The following is a 19,645-nucleotide window of genomic DNA, read 5'->3' as shown; positions in this document are numbered from 1 at the left end:
TACTATTGCCCCTTCTCTTTCAGGGGGCGCACCTTCATGCCTTCCGTAAGTGCGTTAACACCCGCAACCACTATGCGATCACCGGGCTTCAGGCCCTGCTCTACCACGACTGTGTCTTCCAACAGGCCGCCGATCGTGACCGGGTTCTTCGTAACTTCCCCCTCATCATTTAACAGCCACACATACTCCCCGCCGGTATTGGTGGGCACCACAGCCTGAACCGGTACCTGTATAGCCGTATTGTCGGCAATTCCATTTTCGTCGGGGTATATTCTGGCATTCATCCCCGGCAAAACGTTCTGCCCTTTAAGCTCAGTAAACCGGAGAACGACGCGATACGTCTGCGACAACGAATCGGACTCCGACGAGTGGCTTTTATAAACCACACGCAAGCGTTCGCCGCTATCGTTCTCAACGGTTGCAAAGGCCTTTCGTTGATCGGTCGGCGATAAAAACATCCGGCTTGGCACATCTATCGCTACCTCAAGATCATTGAGATCGTGAAGCACATAGATAGCCTGGCCAGAATTCACGTTCCGAAAATTACTAACAGACTTGGTTGCGATAACACCTTCAAACGGCGCACGAAGCTCTGTATTTGCAAGATCCTGCCGGGCATTAGAGAGCCTGTTTTTGGCAAGATCCCGGTTGGCTTTCAACTTTTCGAGATCGCTCTTGGCAATGGCCTGGGTCGACTCGAATATTTTCACACCCCGCTCATAGTCGGCCTGGGCTTTATCGAACTCTACCCTGGCGGAGCTTACCGCTCGCAGAAACTCCTCTTGGTCCAACTTGGCAAGGACCTCACCCTTGCCAACCCGATCCCCCTCCTGAACCTGCATTTCAATCAGCCGGCCAGCGACCTGAAATGCAAGCTCGGCGCGCTCAGCAGCGCGAACCACACCATTGAACACTGTGCCGCCTGGATTAGAACTTGCAATGGTCTGGATGGCCGCAGGCCGCGCTGTCGTGCTGGTTTCGGTTGTGGGTTCCGGCTCGTCACCGGAGCACCCAGACATGCCAAGAAGGATCGCCAGTGCCGCAAGGATAGAAAGATGCCGCAAAAACAAACGGTTCATGTATCGAAGCCCTTTAACTGAAATCTCAGAATTGATAATTAATCGCCATGCTGCCGTGCCACTGATTGGCATCACCCACGTCCTCAACAATCGGGCTGTCAGCGGCATTCCCGATTAACCGGCTATAGCGAGCCACCGTCGACACACTCAGTTGCCGGGTTATCAGATAGGTTAACCGGCCGTTCATGCTGGCCTGCATGTAGTCCTTATCAGCTGTATAGGCTTTTAAGCCTGAGCGCGCTGAGTCCTCGGCGGAGACACCAAACAACGATTGGTTCCAGCGCTCATTGCCCCAAGACATACCAGGGCCAGCCCCAAACAGCAGTCGCTGGGTAATCTGACCGCGATACCGCAGATAGCCCCGCACTCGAACGCCCTCCACGTCTCCGCTTACCGGGGCCGCAATATCGCCGTTTACTTGCCAGTTGTTGCCCGTCCAGTTAGCCACTACACCTGCCATCAGGCTGCCGTGCACATTATCGAATGCAGCAATAGCGCCGGTATTTTCCCGGCCCCGGGCGTATGAAATTGTGGGCGCGAACGTCCAACGATCATTGGCCACCAAATCGTAGCTCACGCCCGTAACCGGATTGATTGATACCCGGCCTTTCTTTGCCTGCACCCAGGGCAGCCCCTCGGCAGAATAGCGATCAGCGCCACGGTATTCCGGTGACCATCCGCCACCCAACCCAAGCCCCACAGACCATTCCGGAACACCACCGGCATTGGCTGCAAACGCCGATGTGGCAAACATTGCGGAGACAATTGGCACGGTTACACGGCTCACTTTCGAATTCTTGGTTTTGCTACGCTTCACTGCATGCTCCAAACCATTAAATTAAGGTGGAGCACTATACATACACGACTGTATGTATAAAAGTGTTAGCATAGAGGAAAAATACCTATAGGGAGATTTTCCATGGCACGCCGCACAAAAGAGGACGCCCAAAAGACCCGGGAGCAATTGATAGATGCGGCAGAAATGGTGTTCCACCGGAAAGGAGTGGCGCAGACATCGCTGAACGATATTGCCCAAGAAGCGCAGTTGACTCGTGGCGCTTTTTACTGGCATTTCAAGAACAAACAAGACATTTTTAAAGCGATGCTTGATCGTCAGACGCGGTCATTCAAACAAACAATACAGCAAATGGATCGAGTGACAGGCGCCGACCAGCAGGATTCCCTGACCCGCCTAAGGGACTCCATCCTTTTCGTCATTAACGAAATCGAATGCAACCCGAATCGTCGCAGGGTATACGAAATAATATTCCAGAAATGCGAAATAACGGCTCAGAGTGAACCCATCGGCACCTTGTTAAAAGAAAATGCCCTGATCGGATCTGCAAGAATGCGGAAAGCCTTTGATACCGCCATGCAGGATCAAATCCTGCCTGAGAACCTGGATATAGACAGCGCCATAGTTCACCTTCAGGCTCAGGTAACTGGAGCGCTCTATCTGTGGTTATTAATGCCGGAAAGCTTTGAGCTGAAGATACAGACCGCGCATCTGATCGATCTGTTTTTAGCACAGCTGCCCGATCAATTTTTGATTCGCTAAAACAAGCTTGACGAACAAGGTTGAGCGGCCGGGCTCTCACCCGGCCGCTTTCGTTTAATGGGCTGCCGCGGGAGCCTGTTGGTTTATCCTTGTCACCTGGTTGGCTTCCGGCATGTGTATGTTGGTTACCGGCATCACAACCCCACCTTCCTCACGAATAATGCGAGCAATGTTCAGGGACAGCTCTTCTTTAAGCACCATGTAGTCGACATAGCCAGTCGCCAGCGGAAACGCATACAGAAAGAGTTCCAGGGAGTGCTCGCCATAATTGTCAAAGCGGAAAACGAAGAACTCCTGATCGATACCCGAATGCTCTGTGATCAACTCATTACCCCTGCGAATCACAGCTTCTACCTTATCGATATCCTGATACCGCATGTGAATGGTCTGCTCAATACAACGTCTATCCATGCGCGAATGATTGATGATCGTGCTGGAGTTAAACAGTGCGTTGGGGATATAAAACGGCTTTCGATCGAACCCCATTACCAGCGTCGAACGCCAGCCAATATGCTTAACTTCACCCATCAAACTCGTGCCGGGAATAATAATGTACTCGCCAATTTTGAAGATGCGGCTTGCGAACACGGTAAGGCCACCAAAGAGATTGGATACCAGGTTTTGAGCAGCAAAACCAACGGCAATACCGGCCGCACCGCCAAATGCCAGTAGGCCCGCAATGGAAAGACCCAAAGTTTGCATGACCACTAGAATGGCGGCGGCAATAATCACCACCCACGCAAGCTTGCTGATCGCCTCGGCGGCAGTCTGATCAATATCGCCACCGCGGCTTCCGGCCTCCGCCTGCATATTTTGCCGAGTGTTATTGACCATTCGAAGCAGGAACCAGGTAACCAGCATTGTGCACACCACCTGATAGAGCGGCGCCATTGATGTATCTATGGTCTGGTTGGCGCCAAGGGGATAGAAGCCTCGCACAGCCAATGTGAGCACCGTTACCCAAATGAATGCATTAAGCGGTGCGGTCATTGATCTCAGGATAGCGTTGCGCCAAACCTGTTTTTCGGGCCGGGATTTTCTTGCCAGCAGGTTAAGCACGCTGTGTAGAATGCGGGTCGCTACTAACAGAACAACAATGAGGCAAGCGATAAATATCCAAGGTGATAAGCTGCCACCTTTCGCCCAAAGTGCTTCAATAGCCTCCATATTAAAATTCCCCTCCGTCGGTCATTTCAAAAACTGAAATGCAATCTCAACATAGAGGGGCACTGACTACAAACGCATTGCCGGGCATTCAGCCCTGCTTGGCTTCCGCCCGATAACAGGCCGCAGCGGTGAACAACACGTCTGTGGAGGAGTTTAGCGCTGTTTCAGTGGAATCCTGTACCACGCTGATAACAAAGCCAATAGCAACGGCTTGCATGGCAACCTCGACCGGAATCCCGAAAAGGCTGGTTGCCAATGGAATAAGTAGCAATGAACCACCGGCAACGCCAGAAACGCCACAGGCCGCCAGCGCAGACACCACGCAAAGCAGCAGCGCCGTGGCAAAATCCACTGGAATTCCAAGGGTGTGCGCAGTTGCAAGTGTGATTACCGAGATAGTAATTGCCGCACCTGCCATATTAATCGTTGCACCTAGCGGGATAGAAATCGAATAGGTATCAGGGTCGAGCTTCAGGCGCTCAGCCAACTCAAGGTTAACCGGGATATTTGCCGCCGAACTGCGTGTAAAGAACGCCGTAATGGCGCTGCCGCGCAAGCACTCGAACACCAGCGGGTAAGGATTGCGGCGAATCTGCCAGTACACAATCAGCGGGTTGGTAACCAGTGCCACAAACACCATACAACCGACAATAACGCCCAACACCTGGCCATAGCCCAACAGAGCGCCAATTCCCGACTCCGCCAGTGTATTGGCGACCAGCCCGAAAATCCCCAACGGGGCTAAACGGATAACGCCCCGAACGATCCCGGAAATAGCTTGCGACAAATCCTCAAGGCCCTGGCGGGTGGTGTCGCTGGCCTTACGTAACATAATACCAAGCCCAACAGCCCAAACCAGTATGGCTATGAAATTCGCCTCCATCAGCGCGGTAACGGGGTTGTTTACAGCACTTAGCACCAGGTTCTTCATGATTTGCCCGATATTTGAGGGCGGGTTACCACTTACGCTACTCAAATCCAGTGACAGTTCAGTGGGAATCAGGAAGCTGGCGACAACGGCAACCACAGCGGCTGCAAGGGTTCCAATAATGTATAACAGCAGCACCCCACGAATATGAGTTTTTTGCCCTTGCTTGTGGCCTGCAATGGCGGCTGCCACCAACACAAACACCAGCACCGGTGCGACCGCTTTAAGGGCTTTCACAAAAAGCTGACCGAGCAACGCCACCGACCGGGCGGCATCCGGGGATACGATAACCAGCAATATGCCAGCCACAATGCCGAGGGCGATCTGGGTAACAAGCCCAAGCCGCATTAAAGGTCGAAAAACAGTGCTCAGTGCAGACAACATGAAAACCTCGCGTCGCAGTTGTAAATCAATACAGACAGTTTAAGGCGGCACATGATAACGCATAAACCGGGTGGCGTGGCCAACGACGCAGGGTTTCAGTCTGGCTCAGACCGTAGTGGCTTGCTGAACAACCACGGGCTCCCGGGGTGAATCAGCAGTTGCAGTTTCAAACTGCAAAATCCCATCATCCACGGGCTCTTTGACCAGCATTTTCTTATCCTTGCCATAGTGCATGGTTATCCTCCAGGGATCGGCCTTGCCCTGCCGTGGCATTTTATCGATTGCCCGTACGATATAGCCTGGCGCAAACCCGTCCAGCACGCTGGCATCGGTCGCACTGTTATTTTTATCCACCGCTGTTGCAACCGACACACCCGTTTTATCCATATAGGTGAACAGGCGGCACAAATAGCGCCCGCCAATATCGCATTTTAGTGTCCAGGGCGCGTTGGTATACCCGAAAATCCAGCCGTAATTAGGTACGTCCTGAATGAAGATACCTTTGTAAGCCATTTTCCTGGGCAGGTTCACTTCCTCATTGTCGATACTGAGTGTCGACCCACCCATCAACTGAACCTCCAGTCCTGTCGCCGCAATCACAATATCCGCCTCGATATGCTGGCCAGACTTCAACACAATCCCCATTTCATCAAAACGATCGATGTGGTCGGTTACAATCTCCGCTTTCCCTGAGCGCAAACTTTCAAAAAAGTCTCCGTCTGGTGCAGCGCACAAGCGCTGTTCCCAAGGCATGTAAGAGGGCGTAAGGTGGCGCTTGTCGACCGTTGGGGCATTCTTGTACATGTGAGACAACATCAGCTTGCGCATTGCGTTAGGCCAGCGCTGGCAGGCCAGATAAAGAGCACGCTGGAACAGAATATTGCGCCGGCGGGCCATGTTGAACACCCAGGCTTTTGGCAATATTTTGTTCAATACCATGGATATTTTGTCGGTGTTTGGGAGGGACATAATATAGCTGGGTGAGCGTTGCAACATGGTGACCTTTGCAGCTTTATCTGCCATGGCCGGCACCAAGGTTACTGCTGTAGCGCCACTGCCAATAATCACCACTTTTTTACCGCTGTAATCGAAAGCTTCCGGGAAGCTCTGGGGGTGAACGATATCCCCGGTAAAAGCATCCTCATTCGGAAAGTCCGGGCGGTAACCCTGATCAAAATTGTAGTAACCAGCACAATTGATCAGGAAGCCACAGGTAAACACCACCTCTTCGCCCGTAGCTTCCTGCACAGCGGAAACCGTCCACTTCTGGTCTCTGGTCGACCAATCGGAGTTCTTGAGCTTCAAACCAAACTTGATCTTCTCGTACAACCGGAACTCTTCTGCAGTCTCGCGCACATATTCACGAATATCGTCGCCTTGGGCCAATACGTTATCGGAATACCAGGGCTTGAAGTTAAACCCGAAACTCGCCATGTCGGAATCGGAACGTATACCGGGATAACGGAACAAGTCCCATGTGCCACCCACATTTTCTCGGCGCTCCAGTATCGCCAGCGATTTCCCGGGGTGCTCCCGGGCAATATGGCATGCAGTGCCAATGCCGGAGAGCCCGGCACCAATAATAATGATGTCGTAGTGTTTGATGGGCACCTGATTTCCTTGTTGTTATTAGTCAGTTAATGTCGATTCTGATTTTCGCAAAGCCTGCCTCAACAAAATTGTCAAAACAAGACAATTGCTTATGAAAAAGCGACACCCAGCAGCGACACCTCCTGTCGCAGCATTCCAATATAATGATAGATTAAGCAGAACCTGGGAGAATTCATGACCGAGCCCATCCTTGAAAATGCCGCCTATTCAGAACATCAGGTCGTATTCGATCTCAGCACCATCCTGAACTATCCCATTCACTTGGTGGTCCAGAGCTGGCACTCCGTCAGTCCACTCCATTGGTTTAGCCGGAATAATGATGGCATTGTCGCTGAAGGGCGCTTTCTCGAAGCCCCCGGTCTGCCGCTGTTCACACTCGAAGACGACTCAGGCAAAAGACTTTCAGATGGCATACCCGAAAACATACTGAAGGTAACCCGATTAATGCCAGCACTGGACTTTGAACTGGCTCAGGCCTGTGCTGCATCACAAGCCGCCTGTGAATTAGCGGACAGTTCACCACTGCTATTCATTCTGCTGGTGAACCACGCATGCAAACAGCTGCTCACCGTTCAAGAGTTTCAGCAGTTACTAGCGCTCAAACGCACAATGATTCTTGACCGGATCGGCCTGCCTTCTAGCAAATCCCTGGCTCGACTGGTTTACCGCATAGAACTCTCCCCGCTGCTTCCCTGGGAGCTTGAAGATGTCATAAAAGCACTGCGCCAGCCCGAGATCCTGTCGATTCTTCGGCATCATAAAAAACTGCACCTTAATCACCTGCGGTTTCTGCTCCGTCAGAGATACCCCCTCTGGCCCGGCATGCTGAACCTGATTGGTGAACACTCATCCGCATTGGATATCAGCTGGTCGTGCCGGATGGTCCGCGACACCCTAAATATGGCTGCCGGCAACGTTCGAAGATTGGAACAGGTGCGATCGAGAGAGGCACTACAAGAACTACACGATCGTTTGGTCGAGCGCTTTAACAGCATGGGCTCTGAAGACAAACGCACCGCCCATGCCGCCGCACTCGAGCGGGAACATGGCCGTTATCCGACGCCTCCCTTAGCTGCTATTGATGGCATTGAGCCTCTCACGTCGTGGTTAGACCTCTTGGACGAAGGGGCTTCCATGCACCATTGCGTGGGGAGCTATGATCTTTTTGTTGCGGATAGAGACCTGTTTATCTACCGAATGGTGACACCGGAACGGCTGACCATTTCGCTGGAGCAGCGGAATAACACCTGGGTTATTGGTGAGGTGCGTGGGAGCCGAAATGCTAATCCTTCGCCGGGGGCTTTGGACATTGTGCGGCGTTGGGTTGAGTTGTAGGGGCTCAGTAAAACTGGCTAGCCTTCAATTTGTAGTGGCTCAATCCGAAGTCCGGGCTTTCCAGTACAGTTTCCGGTCGCTCTGCGTTCGCGGAGGTGGGGTTTAAGTACTCCATAGCTTTAAGGATTTCTTCGGGTGGAATGACAGCGGCACGCACTATTAGATCGGTTTTAAAGTTTTCGATCATTATGCCCTCCTGATGTCTATGAACATCATGCAACAGGAGTGCGACAGGTAATGTCGTCACGGAAAACGGGCCGATTAGGAAGAATCCGGAACTGCGATATGCTTTTAGGGTGATGAATCAAACAAACATCATCGCGCACAAAAATAACAGTGTATAAATACGAGGATTCGTGATGGAAGAGTATGATCGCTATCAACAGGCCACAAGCAACCTTCAGGCATACCTGAACTCTGGCTCAATTGTGATGTTTCTGATGAGCATTGGAACACTGATTGCTGCCTACTCACCGCTGAATCTGATCGGCCCGGAGGTCATCGCAAGTATCAGTGGGCCATCTGGGCTAATGTTTGTTCTCCCTTTAGGCGCTGCGTTGGTGATGAGTGGGATTCACCTCTCGATCATGTGGTCTGAACACACTCAACCCAGCCCTCGCGACTTAGTGTTGTTCATTACCCTGCACCTGAGCACACTACTGGTTTGCTATTTTGCCGTAGAGATTTTACAGCCAACCTTCCAGTCCGAAGCTATCCCCATCATCAGCGTACTGATCGCTATTGCCCTCCCCTGTGTTTTATTTATGCGTACCAAGAGCACATAAGCGATGCTGTAGTTGAAAGGGGCACTGCATTGCGGTGCCGCCCCTGCTCACCAATTCGGGAGATTTTTCGCTTCCGGAATTGACCCGACGGTGGAATCGCACCAGAATACTGTATATACAAACAGTATCCAGGTGTAATATGCCCGTCACACTTCTTGGCGACCATAAGTCGTTCTCTCAGCTTGGTATTCCGTTTTTTTTGGAACGTGTATCGGCGGGTTTTCCATCCCCTGCCGAGGACTACGTTGAGAAAACCCTGGATCTGAACGAGCTGTGTATTCAGCATCCGGCCGCAACCTTTTTCGTGCGGGTACAAGGTGAGTCCATGGTGGACGCCGGCATCTATCCAAACGATGTGCTGGTGGTTGACCGCTCCCTGCGAGCCACGCACGGTGACATTATCATCGCCAGCCTGGAGTCTGAAATGACAGTGAAACAACTTCACCTCACCCCGCCTCCGGTTCTGTTACTTCCAAGAAACCCGGCTTACCAACCGATTACCATTGAGGGCGATATGGTGATGGAGGTGTTTGGTGTTGTTACCAATGTGGTTCGATCGCTCAAGCGTGGAGGAAACTCATGACGATGTCTTATCCCATCTCCTTTGTTACGGTGCGACGCCGGTTCGATTTTCGGGGCATTGAAGTCGGCCGCTGGGTGACGCCAGCCGAGCGGGATCGAGCCGCTGATCGGTTTTACCGAGCTCTCTGTGATCTGATGACAATTCTGCAGGGGCCAGAGAACCTCATATCCCTGCGTGGATCTCTAAGCATGCAGTACGGCATTGGAGGCCGGCCGGGGGTATCCGCCCACTATATTCCAGCTACCCGGCAACTGGCTCTGGCAAAGAACGCCGGCGCTGGCAGCCTGGCGCACGAGTGGTTCCATGCGTTTGATCATTACATGGGCAGTAGAGCCTTCCGGAGCTTAGGGAAGTTTGGGTTTGCCTCCAGTGGTTGGCTCAGTGGTGCCAAACAGAAAGAGCACCCATTAAACGAGTTACTCAGCAACTGCTTTAAAACCATTTTACTAACCGAAGATGGAACAGCGCCTAGCCCCCTGTTTCAGGCATCCAAGGAAGCCGACGAGCAGCTAAAGGTGCTGTATTACGCAAAACCTGAAGAGCTTTGCGCTCGGGCTTTTGAGGCGTTTATCGAAGACAGCACACCCAACAACTCGTTTCTGGTGCGCGGCACCGTTTACTCCGACGAAGCGAATGCTGGCCTTTACCCTAAAGGCGAGCATCGCCGGCGTATCAACGAAACATTCCAAGACTATTTTGCTGCTCTGGGCGCGGCCTTGTATCGGGAACAGGCGAAAGCTGGATGAAGCAGCCTGTCTTTGCCCTGGTGGACTGCAACAATTTCTACGCCTCATGCGAGAAGTTGTTCCGACCAGATTTGCGCCATACGCCAATCGTCGTTCTATCTAATAACGATGGCTGTGTTGTGGCGCGCTCGAAGGAAGCCAAAGCGCTTGGCATTAAAATGGGTGTGCCCGTACATCACATCAAGCAGGAGATTCGGCAACACGATATCCAGCTATTCTCATCCAATTACACTTTGTACGGGGACATGAGCCATCGCGTGATGATGACACTGGAAGCTATGGCACCGAGGGTGGACGTGTACTCTATTGATGAAGCGTTTCTGGATCTCACGGGCTTGGAACGCCTGATGTCCTATGAGAACTTTGGTCGGCAGGTAAAAGACACGGTGTACCAGAATGTGGGTCTTCCGGTGTGTGTTGGTATTGCGCCGACCAGAACCCTGGCCAAGCTCGCCAACTACGCAGCCAAAAAATATCCAGCAACCGGCGGCGTGGTTGACTTAACTGATCCAGCGAGACAAAGACGGCTTTTAGCTCGAGTTCCCGTTGGGGAGATCTGGGGCGTGGGGCGAAAAATCTCGGAAAAGCTTCAAGCCATGAACATTGTTACGGCGATACAACTGGCCGATGCAGACTTGAGCACGCTAAGACAACGATTCTCTGTTGTGCTGGAACGTACAACACGAGAGTTGAACGGTGTTCCCTGCTTACCCTGGGATGACACGCCCCAACCGAAAAAGCAGATTATGTGTTCCCGCTCCTTTGGGCAGCCCATACATTCCCTCGCGAATTTGGAGGAAGCCGTAACGCACTTTGCTACAAGAGCCACTGAAAAGCTCAGAGGTGGGGGCCAGTATGCCGGCGAGCTAATGGTGTTCATTCGTACAAACCCCTTCAAAACAACGGTTCCGCAGTACTCTCAAAGTGCCAGTGTTCGACTGGTTAAGGCCTCCCAAGATTCCAGGGTAATCGTGCAACACGCCCTGAACCTACTTCGCTCTATCTACCGTGACGGCTACGAATATTCGAAATCTGGCGTGATGCTCGGCGAGTTAACGGATGCAAGTGGCGTGCAAGACGACCTGTTCGATACAGCCCCCACAATCCCTTCGGCGAGTGGCCGATCTGAACGCCTGATGTCTGTCATGGATGAGATTAATCGAAAAACACCCGCAAAGGTGTACATGGCAAGAGAAGCCGGGCCGGCAGTCTATGCAATGCGCAGGGGGCATTTGTCGCCGGCGTACACAACGGCCTGGGGTGAGCTGCCAGTCGTGTGGTAATGGGCTAATGCTAAGGTCATTAATGTGATTTACACGCTACATAGTATGTAAGATTTTTTTACATGCTGCGTGCCCACAAGCTGAACGAGTACATGCTGCAGTGGTTCAATGGTTTTGGAGACCACCCTAGGTGGTAACATTGCCACCACGAACGAGATTTTGAGTAGAGGCTTTTACAATGATCGCAAAGGTCGCAAAGCGGACATTCAGGAGAGATTGCTGAACGGAATCTCTCTGCCTCGGATCTGACCGCGCTGGGTGATGATATGGCCCATATACTTGATGCCTATCGAGCACCAGCAAATGGAAGCACCCTGAACTGAAAAAGATACATATGTGAGAAAATCATAATGTAAGCTCGCAAGTAAATGAACGTGACCAACGAGGTAAAACATGAAGACAATCAAGTACGTTCTTGCACTGGCTCTAGCTCTGGCCTTCTCCCAAGCCCACGCTGCAGATGGGCTGATTGCAGTCAAGAGTCCCTACACTGCTGAAACAACCATGAACAAGTTCGAAGAAATTGTGAAAGACAAAGGACTAAACGTTTTTGCTCGCATAGATCACGCCGCAGGGGCTGCAAAAGCAGGCATGACACTTCGGCCTACCGAGGTGCTCATTTTTGGCAATCCACAGGGCGGGACACCATTCATGGAGTGTGCCCAGACCGTCGGGATCGACCTGCCACTGAAGGCATTGGTGTGGGAAGACTCTTCATCGCAAGTATGGCTGGGATACAATGAACCAACGTATTTGGCTCAACGTCATGGGGTCTCCGAATGTTCGGTTGCTGAGAAACTCAGCGAGGCATTGGCGGGATTTGTAAAGGCGGCGGTAACACCTTAATTAATGGAATCAAGTAGACTCCACTATAAGGTCGCTCTGTAGTGGTCAACTAATCCCGGGCAGGTTTTAGGGTTTACCTCAGCGGCAATGGTCAAAGTGCCATCGTTGAATTTGTGAGGTCGCTGCCCGTCGTAATACTCCATCAGTTAGTACCAGCATCGTTTTTGGCCTCAGGTAGACTCCGATACCCCAAGGCCGGTATCCATTGGAAGCGTGCGTTTTTACAGGTGGCTCGCCAATGTTCGCTTTTGTTTAGCCGACAGCAGGAACAAACCGCGGGTACCGTTCCTCTCTGGCGTATTGCCCAATAAACACACACGGATGTGAACCATACGCCACTACCCCGTCTTCCTCCCACATCAGCGAGCATAAACATCACTCATCATAGAGATGATGTTCAATCATCCAGCCATCACCCCCTGTCAGCCTCAGCTGACCACGACGAAGTGCCCCGTGAACAACCAGTCGAAACGGACCTTTCTATAATGCCCAAGAAACTGACAGCGTTCCAAAGCTGAAGTTGTCTTTATGATGCTCGTCTTCGCTCGTCGAGGCACGCAGTGTGAAGGAGGCCAGCAGGTGATCCCACTGCCAAGTAGCGCCCAGACCGAGCCGACCAATCAGCGGCCCTTCGTCAAAACGGTAAGCCCCGGCATTGTCGTCAATATAGGAATAGCCTACATACTCCACGCCCAGCCCCAAATACACAGACCAGCTACTGCCTGAATCCTTGAAAGAGCCCGGCAGGGCGATGGTTGAAGAGGTGCCTGCGTAATCCGGCACAAAATTTATTGGAAGATGCCTGCCAAGCTGCCAGACCAACCCGGTTTTAGCAGAGGTTCGAAAACTCGACAATAGCGCAGCCCCAATCACCGACACACGCTGTTCAATGTTGCCGCCCCGCCCGAGTTGCAGCAGCTTTCGGCCATGCGCACCCTGAACGCCACCCACCACAGCGGTTCCAAGCTGATTGCCCCATCCCTGCGGCTTGTCGCTTCCAGTGGTTTTATGCACCCATTTTTGAACCGACTCGGCACCGCTTTCGGGCCCAACAACACCGATGTGAGCGCCAAAACCGGTAATCGTATCGGCGTCCCAGCTCCACAACGTGCCGCTGAGCGACAGGTGGCCGGCATAGGGAATGTCGTCGAATTGCGGACTTTCAACCGTGATATCTTCAGGCGTAACCATGAGTTGCCGCAAACTCAGTGTGACCGCCTGCTCTGAATCGGAAGCACCTATACCGGGCAGAAAGCGCAGTTCATCACGCAGAGCTCGGGCAAATCTTGCCGACTTGCCATCATTCTCGTCGGCGGTGTCCGTCAGATACGACAAGCGTACCCCGTTTGTATATCCGCGGTCGGTTCCAGTAAGCAGGTCGTTATCCCAGGACAGGTTCACGACTTCTGCCTTCAGGCTGGTTGGCAAAACACTAATAACGAAAAACAGCAGGAGGGTAAATTCGCAGCTGCGACTCAAATCCAGTCTCTCCGGTTGATACTAAGGGTAACGAGCATGGCCTAATGTCGCGTCTCAGAGCAACACAGGTTCCGGCAACCAACCCGCCAGCCCCATGAAATGGAAAAGGATGGTCAGCCCGCCAAACATCAGAACCAGCGCAATGCCCAACTGGCCGCCCGGGGCCATAAAGCCATGACGCCCACCCTTCAGTGTTCGGGACTTTCGGGCCAGCAGCGCCGGAACAATACAGGCCCAGACCGCCGCAGCCGCACCGGCATAGCCAATGGCAAGAACGAAGCCAAATGGAAAAAACAATGACAGCAGCAATGGCGGAATAAAAGTAATTGCCCAGGTTTTGGAGCGCCCTTTGCGATCATTATCGAAGCCCAGCAGGTCGGCCATGTAATCAAAGGTGCCCAGACCAACGCCGACAAAAGACGACAAAATGGCAGCCGTTGAGAAAGCGCTAATGGTGGTCGCCACCCGCTCGGAATTGATGGCAAAACCAAGGGTGGCGAGCAGAACATCCACGTCACCGCCCTGGGCGACCACCGGGCCGAAATCCGCTCTCGGCAGATTGCCAAATATGCTGATCAGCCACACCAGGTAGAACATCAAAGCCACCAGTGTACCGCCCAGAATGGCTTTCTGCGCCCTACTCTCCTCACCATAATAGGCGCGCATTGATGCCACCGAATGATGATAGCCGAAAGACGTCAGCGCCACTGGCAACATCGCCATCGCATAGGGCGCATATTGGCCGTCGGCATTTGCGGAATCAAACAGAATGGCCGGGTCAATTCTTACCGCTAGCCCAGAGACGCCGAGCACAAAACTCACCAGCATGAATGTGATGAGTACCACCGAAAGTCGGTCCACTGCACGGGTTGAGTGCCACACTACGAGAGAGGACAACAGGACAAAAACAACCGAAGCCAGCTTACTGTCGATCCCGGTCATGCTCTGCAGGATCAGGCCAGACGACGTGATGTAGGCATACAGGAGAATGCCGCCAACAAAGTACACCGTCAGATTACTGAATGCGTTCACCCGGGAGCCGAGCAGAGATTTGGTAACGGTATTGAACGATGCCCGCAAACCGAAGTGCTTGAAGGCTTCCAGCAGCATCCAGCCGGACAGTGTCATCACGACCATGGTGAGCACCAGTGCCAGGCTGGACCAGATCGTCCAGGCACCCGCACCGGAACTGGGCAAGCCCAGCATACCGGCACCAACACAAACACTGGCAATAATACTCGCCCCACCAATCAGGGAAGGCCTGGATCTGGATTCTGCGCGCTCGGTCAATGGGCCTCCCTCGTCGCGTATCAGCTTTTGGATTTAACAGCGGCCGCATGATACCGCTTAGAATTTGCCGAAACTACGGGCATAAACGGATACCTGGTGCGTTTTAATCAAGAAGAAGCCCGCAAACAGATAAAACAATCGCCCCGGTAGAGTCAGAATCACCGTCGTGATTGACTGCCAGAAGGACAGCCTACTCTGTCCCAGGCATACAGCCTCTTTAACTACCCTGTACTATGACGACCAACACGCTCCAGCCCCTTTTTCAGGGTGCTTTCGATTTCACTGCGAAGCCACTTTGGCTCCAGAATATCGCAATGGAGAGCTTGGGCGGTTAGCCACCATCGCATATCTTTGGTATCACCTACAGTCACGGACAGTTCAAACGTATTTTCCCCGGTATCCTCAACCATCTGATCAAAACCGAGAGGCGATTCAAGCAAATGATTCAACGTAGGTTTGTCACAGCGTAACTTCAGGAAAACAGGTTTGTCGGATTCCAGAATGCCCATGGCGCCCGAGTGGATGTACAAGTCCAGGGCGAAGTCATCCGGGCATTCTGCCCTAGGTGGCAACATGGGGGCGAGATACGCCTTGGCCAACTCAAAAGCCAGTGCTTAGCTTTTCAAGATCCCGCTTTACGAGCGAATGGTCACAGAAAAGCCATGCTCTTCCAGTCGCTGGGCAAGCTCAGTGGTGGTAATCGATTTGGGAAACCTGGATACCATCACCTCAAACGCTGGGCGGTGATGACATTAATCCAGTCTGCGAAACTCAACGGCACGATCCGTATGCCTACCTAAAGGATGTGCTGACACGGTTGCCGACGCAAAACAAAAGCGCTATCAATGAGCTACTGTTCCACAACTGGAAGCCGGTTATACCTGACAAGGTGTAATGCCCGGACACTTACCCCTGGACGAGTTACCCACCCGGGCGATAAAAATCGACGTTAAAATCACCGAGGGATACGGAGTAAAAGTGAAATCGATGTCGCCATTTTGTCGCCATCGATACGCCGGTTCTAACACCGAAAAGCTAAGCGACTGAAAACAATGGGGAAATAATGGAGGCGCGGGTCGGAATCGAACCGGCGTACGCGGAGTTGCAGGACGAGCTTTTCGAATCCATATTTTTGATTAATTACAGATACTTAAAGACTTTTCCTCACAAACAGCTTGCGCTCATTCAGGCGTTGCAAAACCCTTTCCAATCAATAAGTTGGATTTTCATTTTTTGGGCTACTTTCCAACCACTTAGTCGTTAGGATCGATAAAGCCATCTCCATTCTCTCTGTTACCGTTTCAGAAAATTTTGGGCGCATAACGCAAGCAGTTTTGCCCAGTCGTGTTGTCTGTGCCAGTTCTATAAAACCGTTACTTCAGTAACTTCTCAGTAAGCGGCCGGTAATCCCATCTTGAGCCAAGCGCTGCCGCCGTCAGGATAGTGTCCACTTATTTTATAGTGGACACTTAACATGAACGAATTAAGCGTAACCAAGCCCTACCAAAAACGTCGCCGGTTTTCCCGGGAATTCAAAGCCGAGATTGTTGCCCAGTGCCAAGAGCCTGGCGCATCCGTCTCTCGAATCTCTCTGGATAATGGCCTCAACGCCAACATGGTTCGGCGCTGGATCAGTGAGGCGCACCGAGCGGATAAAGTACCCTCGAAAACATCGGGGTTCGTGCCGGTCAACTTGCCACCAGCATCTTCTGCATCTGGCAACCAATCAGCTTTGAATAAGCGTAGCACCATCCGCATCGAGATTCCCCGCGCCGGTGGCGCGGTGGTGGTTGAGTGGCCGGTGGAGCAGGCCCATCAGTGTGCAGTGTTACTGCGGGACCTGCTGGGATGATCCGCATCGATGAGATCTGGCTGGCCACTGAGCCGCTGGATATGCGGGCGGGGCCGGACAAGGCGCTGGCGCGAGTCATCCAGGTGTTTGGTTCGGCCAGACCCCATTGCGCCTACCTGTTTGCCAACAAACGGGGCAACCGGATGAAAGTGCTAATCCACGATGGCCTCGGTATCTGGCTCTGTGCCCGCCGGCTGAACCGGGGCAAGTTCCACTGGGGCGAAACCTGGCGCGGTGACCAGCTGCGACTGACTGAAGAACAGTTATCCGCTTTGGTTCAGGGCCTGCCCTGGCAGCGCATTGGCGCGGAAGGGGTCATCTCCATCCTGTAACCACAAGTGCCATGGTGCCGCTATAGCCAGAACCGCGAATCGCTTGCCGCACAGGGACTTGGCATACTGGGCGACATGACTCAGCGCCCCGATCTCGACCAACTCTCTGCCGAACAGCTCCGTGCTCTTGCCACGGAACTGTTCGATCGAGTCGAGAACAAAGAGCGCGCTCTGGTGCACCGTGATGCGGTCATCGAGAAGCTGACTCACGAAGTAGCCATCCTCAAACGTCACAAGTACGCCCGTCGCAGTGAGCAACTGGACGCAGTCCAGGGAAAACTGCTGGACGAGCTGATCGACAGCGACCTGGCGGCCATCGAAGCCGAGCTTGAACAGGTGATGACCGAGGAGCAGAAAGCTGCCCGGCCAAAGCAAAAGCCCAAGCGCACCCCGCTACCACCGGAACTGCCCCGCACCCTGATCCACCACGAACCTGACAATACCCAATGCCAGTGTGGCTGCCAGCTCAAGCGTATTGGTGAGGACATCAGCGAGAAGCTCGACTACGTACCAGGCGAGTTCACGGTGGAGCGCCATATCCGGGGCAAATGGGCCTGCGACAAATGCGAAACCCTGATCCAGGCACCGGTACCACCGCAGGTGATCGATAAGGGCATTCCCACTGCCGGCCTGCTGGCTCAAGTGCTGGTGGCCAAATACGCGGATCATCTACCACTGTACCGTCAGGAACGCATCTTCGGTCGCGCTGGCCTCGAAATCCCACGTTCCACGCTCACCGAATGGGTCGGTGCTTGCGGTGTGCAGTTGCAGCCCTTGGCGGATGCGTTGAGAAATACCTTACTGGAACACGGCGTTCTGCACGCCGATGAAACCCCGGTCAGCATGCTGGCCCCGGGCAAGAAGAAAACCCACAAGGCCTATGTCTGGGCCTACTGCACCACACCGTTCTCGGACCTGAAAGCCACTGTTTATGACTTCGCCCCCAGCCGTGCAGGCGAACACGCCCGCACCTTCCTGGGTGACTGGCAGGGCAAGCTGGTCTGTGACGATTATGCCGGCTACAAAGCCGGGTTCGGCAACGGCATCACCGAAATCGGATGCATGGCCCACGCCCGGCGCAAGTTCTATGACCTGCACGAAGCCAACAAGAGCGAACTGGCTGCGAAAGCACTGGAATACATCGGCGGACTCTACGAGATCGAGCGAGAAAGCAAAGACCTGCCGCCGGACAAACGGCAGGAAATCCGGGAAGTCAAAGCCAGGCCCATTGCTGATGCGCTACATCAGTGGATGCTGGTCCACCGACAGAAAGTGCCGGATGGCTCCGGCACAGCCAAAGCCCTGGATTACAGCCTCAAACGGTGGGCAGCGCTGACGCGCTACCTGGACGATGGTGCTGTGCCCATCGACAACAACTGGGTGGAAAACCAGATCCGACCCTGGGCGCTGGGGCGCAGCAACTGGCTGTTCGCGGGCTCACTACGGAGCGGTCAGCGTGCTGCTGCGGTCATGACTCTGATCCAGTCAGCCAAGCTGAACGGGCATGATCCCTATGCCTACCTCAAAGATGTGCTGACCCGCCTGCCGACACAGAAGAACAACGCTATCGACGAGTTATTGCCCCATAACTGGAAGCCAGCTATACCTGACAAGGTGTGATCACCGGCCGCTTACACTTCTCAATCAGAATGTAGTGATTCAATAGTTTTGGACACCAGCCTGGGCGGTGATATTGCCACCATAAACGAAGCTTTGAGTAGAGACTTTTACAACGATCGTAATGGTCAAAGCAGTACGAGATTAAAAGGAACCCTCAGCATGGACGAATGACCGCCATCTACAGCCCAGACTTTACAATTGAAGAGGTATAGCGAGCCCTGAATTTGATGAGCTGAGGAGTCAGCTGTCTTGAGCGATCAACCTAGCTAAGATGTCCGAACAATCTAAGCTGATAAGCGGCATGCTTTAGCTGTTGTATTTGCGTTCTCGCCTCATCCCAGAGCCAACCGTCGCCCCTAACTCCCTAGTGCAAGGGTCCGACACTCTCTCATCTGGAAAAATAATCTGATCCCATTATTTGTGGAGGAGTAATAAATAGGCCTTAGAGCGAGCCAACTAAGTGTTATCGATCACCTCCACCACAGTATGCTCTTCCGTCCCTAAAGCCTTAAAGGCGTTGTACCATGCAGAAGTGTCTGCATCGACTATCCCGATACAGCCCAAAGTTCCAGACTTATTGCCATCTGGATGAATGCCTAAGTCCGTCCGATCCGAGGAGAATTGGGGGTCTAAGTACTGGAACCAACATTTATTAAGGGAATCACAATAAGCTGAATTAGAAGAGAGCTTATCAACCAGTCCGCTCCTGGGAGCATGGTACAGATAGTGGGGCAATTCTCTTTTCCCGTATGGACCACTAACAGCGC

At 52.9% G+C, this 19,645-nt stretch carries 19 protein-coding genes and 1 pseudogene; 11 read left to right on the top strand and 9 right to left on the bottom strand.

Features of this window, described 5'->3' with window-relative positions; all coding sequences use genetic code 11:
• Positions 1 to 2: 2 nt before the first annotated feature.
• Both CDH47_RS14945 and CDH47_RS14940 read right to left on the bottom strand, forming a co-directional pair.
• The gene (locus tag CDH47_RS14945; protein WP_161494495.1) at positions 3 to 1,079 is read right to left on the bottom strand and encodes an efflux RND transporter periplasmic adaptor subunit; all 1,077 of its coding nucleotides are present in this window, start codon (positions 1,077 to 1,079) and stop codon (positions 3 to 5) included.
• 25 nt (positions 1,080 to 1,104) lie between these two features.
• The gene (locus CDH47_RS14940; protein ID WP_205077602.1) at positions 1,105 to 1,896 is read right to left on the bottom strand and encodes a MipA/OmpV family protein; all 792 of its coding nucleotides are present in this window, start codon (positions 1,894 to 1,896) and stop codon (positions 1,105 to 1,107) included.
• A 102-nt stretch (positions 1,897 to 1,998) separates the two neighbouring features.
• Here CDH47_RS14940 and CDH47_RS14935 point away from each other — a divergent pair, with 102 nt between their 5' ends.
• The gene (locus CDH47_RS14935) at positions 1,999 to 2,637 is read left to right on the top strand and encodes a TetR family transcriptional regulator (protein WP_100640796.1); all 639 of its coding nucleotides are present in this window, start codon (positions 1,999 to 2,001) and stop codon (positions 2,635 to 2,637) included.
• 54 nt (positions 2,638 to 2,691) lie between these two features.
• Here the strand turns inward: CDH47_RS14935 and CDH47_RS14930 are convergent, their stop codons facing one another.
• From CDH47_RS14930 to CDH47_RS14920, 3 genes are all read right to left on the bottom strand, one after another.
• The gene (locus CDH47_RS14930; RefSeq protein ID WP_100640794.1) at positions 2,692 to 3,804 is read right to left on the bottom strand and encodes a mechanosensitive ion channel family protein; all 1,113 of its coding nucleotides are present in this window, start codon (positions 3,802 to 3,804) and stop codon (positions 2,692 to 2,694) included.
• A gap of 88 nt (positions 3,805 to 3,892) precedes the next feature.
• The gene (gene sstT / locus CDH47_RS14925; protein WP_100640792.1) at positions 3,893 to 5,116 is read right to left on the bottom strand and encodes a serine/threonine transporter SstT; all 1,224 of its coding nucleotides are present in this window, start codon (positions 5,114 to 5,116) and stop codon (positions 3,893 to 3,895) included.
• Between the two features lie 105 nt (positions 5,117 to 5,221).
• The gene (locus CDH47_RS14920) at positions 5,222 to 6,727 is read right to left on the bottom strand and encodes a flavin-containing monooxygenase (protein WP_100640790.1); all 1,506 of its coding nucleotides are present in this window, start codon (positions 6,725 to 6,727) and stop codon (positions 5,222 to 5,224) included.
• 174 nt (positions 6,728 to 6,901) lie between these two features.
• Between CDH47_RS14920 and CDH47_RS14915 the strand changes: the two genes are divergently transcribed.
• On the top strand, positions 6,902 to 8,062 hold the full coding sequence (locus CDH47_RS14915) for a PcfJ domain-containing protein (protein WP_100640788.1): 1,161 nt from the start codon (positions 6,902 to 6,904) through the stop codon (positions 8,060 to 8,062).
• 4 nt (positions 8,063 to 8,066) lie between these two features.
• Here CDH47_RS14915 and CDH47_RS14910 read toward each other — a convergent pair whose 3' ends face one another.
• Entirely contained in the window at positions 8,067 to 8,249 is a 183-nt protein-coding gene (locus tag CDH47_RS14910) for a hypothetical protein (protein ID WP_100640786.1), read from the bottom strand.
• A gap of 172 nt (positions 8,250 to 8,421) precedes the next feature.
• On the opposite strand from CDH47_RS14910, the gene CDH47_RS14905 reads away from it, so the two are divergent.
• The 5 genes from CDH47_RS14905 (at position 8,422) to CDH47_RS14885 (ending at position 12,305) form a co-directional block, all read left to right on the top strand.
• The gene (locus tag CDH47_RS14905; protein WP_100640784.1) at positions 8,422 to 8,847 is read left to right on the top strand and encodes a hypothetical protein; all 426 of its coding nucleotides are present in this window, start codon (positions 8,422 to 8,424) and stop codon (positions 8,845 to 8,847) included.
• Between the two features lie 139 nt (positions 8,848 to 8,986).
• Positions 8,987 to 9,430, top strand: a complete 444-nt coding sequence (gene umuD / locus CDH47_RS14900; protein WP_100640782.1) for a translesion error-prone DNA polymerase V autoproteolytic subunit — start codon at positions 8,987 to 8,989, stop codon at positions 9,428 to 9,430.
• Positions 9,427 to 10,176, top strand: coding sequence for a CLCA_X family protein (locus CDH47_RS14895; RefSeq protein ID WP_100640780.1), 750 nt, complete (start codon positions 9,427 to 9,429; stop codon positions 10,174 to 10,176). The genes umuD and CDH47_RS14895 overlap by 4 nt, the downstream gene beginning before the upstream one ends.
• Positions 10,173 to 11,459 carry a translesion error-prone DNA polymerase V subunit UmuC gene (gene umuC, locus CDH47_RS14890; RefSeq protein WP_100640778.1) on the top strand — a complete coding sequence of 429 codons (1,287 nt, stop codon included), beginning with the start codon at positions 10,173 to 10,175 and terminating at the stop codon, positions 11,457 to 11,459. Before CDH47_RS14895 ends, umuC begins: the two co-directional genes overlap by 4 nt.
• Before the next feature lie 393 nt (positions 11,460 to 11,852).
• Positions 11,853 to 12,305 (top strand): DUF302 domain-containing protein, encoded by a 453-nt coding sequence (locus CDH47_RS14885; RefSeq protein WP_100640776.1) that lies wholly within the window; start codon positions 11,853 to 11,855, stop codon positions 12,303 to 12,305.
• A 480-nt stretch (positions 12,306 to 12,785) separates the two neighbouring features.
• Here the strand turns inward: CDH47_RS14885 and CDH47_RS14880 are convergent, their stop codons facing one another.
• The 3 genes from CDH47_RS14880 to CDH47_RS14870 form a co-directional block, all read right to left on the bottom strand.
• Positions 12,786 to 13,784: a lipid A deacylase LpxR family protein gene (locus CDH47_RS14880; protein WP_100640774.1), complete on the bottom strand. Its 999-nt coding sequence runs from the start codon at positions 13,782 to 13,784 to the stop codon at positions 12,786 to 12,788.
• Positions 13,785 to 13,838: 54 nt separating this feature from the next.
• Positions 13,839 to 15,074 (bottom strand): aromatic amino acid transporter, encoded by a 1,236-nt coding sequence (locus tag CDH47_RS14875; protein WP_100640772.1) that lies wholly within the window; start codon positions 15,072 to 15,074, stop codon positions 13,839 to 13,841.
• 221 nt (positions 15,075 to 15,295) lie between these two features.
• Positions 15,296 to 15,649 (bottom strand): WCX domain-containing protein, encoded by a 354-nt coding sequence (locus CDH47_RS14870; RefSeq protein ID WP_239985825.1) that lies wholly within the window; start codon positions 15,647 to 15,649, stop codon positions 15,296 to 15,298.
• Positions 15,650 to 15,814: 165 nt separating this feature from the next.
• Here CDH47_RS14870 and CDH47_RS17820 point away from each other — a divergent pair.
• From CDH47_RS17820 to tnpC, 4 genes and pseudogenes are all read left to right on the top strand, one after another.
• Positions 15,815 to 15,969: pseudogene (locus CDH47_RS17820) on the top strand (transposase domain-containing protein); the annotation flags it as partial.
• Positions 15,970 to 16,548: 579 nt separating this feature from the next.
• Positions 16,549 to 16,926: an IS66-like element accessory protein TnpA gene (gene tnpA / locus CDH47_RS14855; protein WP_100640768.1), complete on the top strand. Its 378-nt coding sequence runs from the start codon at positions 16,549 to 16,551 to the stop codon at positions 16,924 to 16,926.
• A complete protein-coding gene (gene tnpB, locus CDH47_RS14850; protein ID WP_100640765.1) occupies positions 16,923 to 17,258 on the top strand; it encodes an IS66 family insertion sequence element accessory protein TnpB in 336 nt (111 codons plus the stop codon). The genes tnpA and tnpB overlap by 4 nt, the downstream gene beginning before the upstream one ends.
• A gap of 75 nt (positions 17,259 to 17,333) precedes the next feature.
• Positions 17,334 to 18,878, top strand: a complete 1,545-nt coding sequence (tnpC, locus tag CDH47_RS14845) for an IS66 family transposase (RefSeq protein ID WP_100640763.1) — start codon at positions 17,334 to 17,336, stop codon at positions 18,876 to 18,878.
• Positions 18,879 to 19,645: the final 767 nt, after the last annotated feature.

This window comes from Marinobacter salexigens (assembly GCF_002806945.1).
Lineage (GTDB): Bacteria > Pseudomonadota > Gammaproteobacteria > Pseudomonadales > Oleiphilaceae > Marinobacter > Marinobacter salexigens.
Note: the sequence above shows the minus strand (reverse complement) of the source record. Positions and strands in the feature narration are given on the sequence as shown.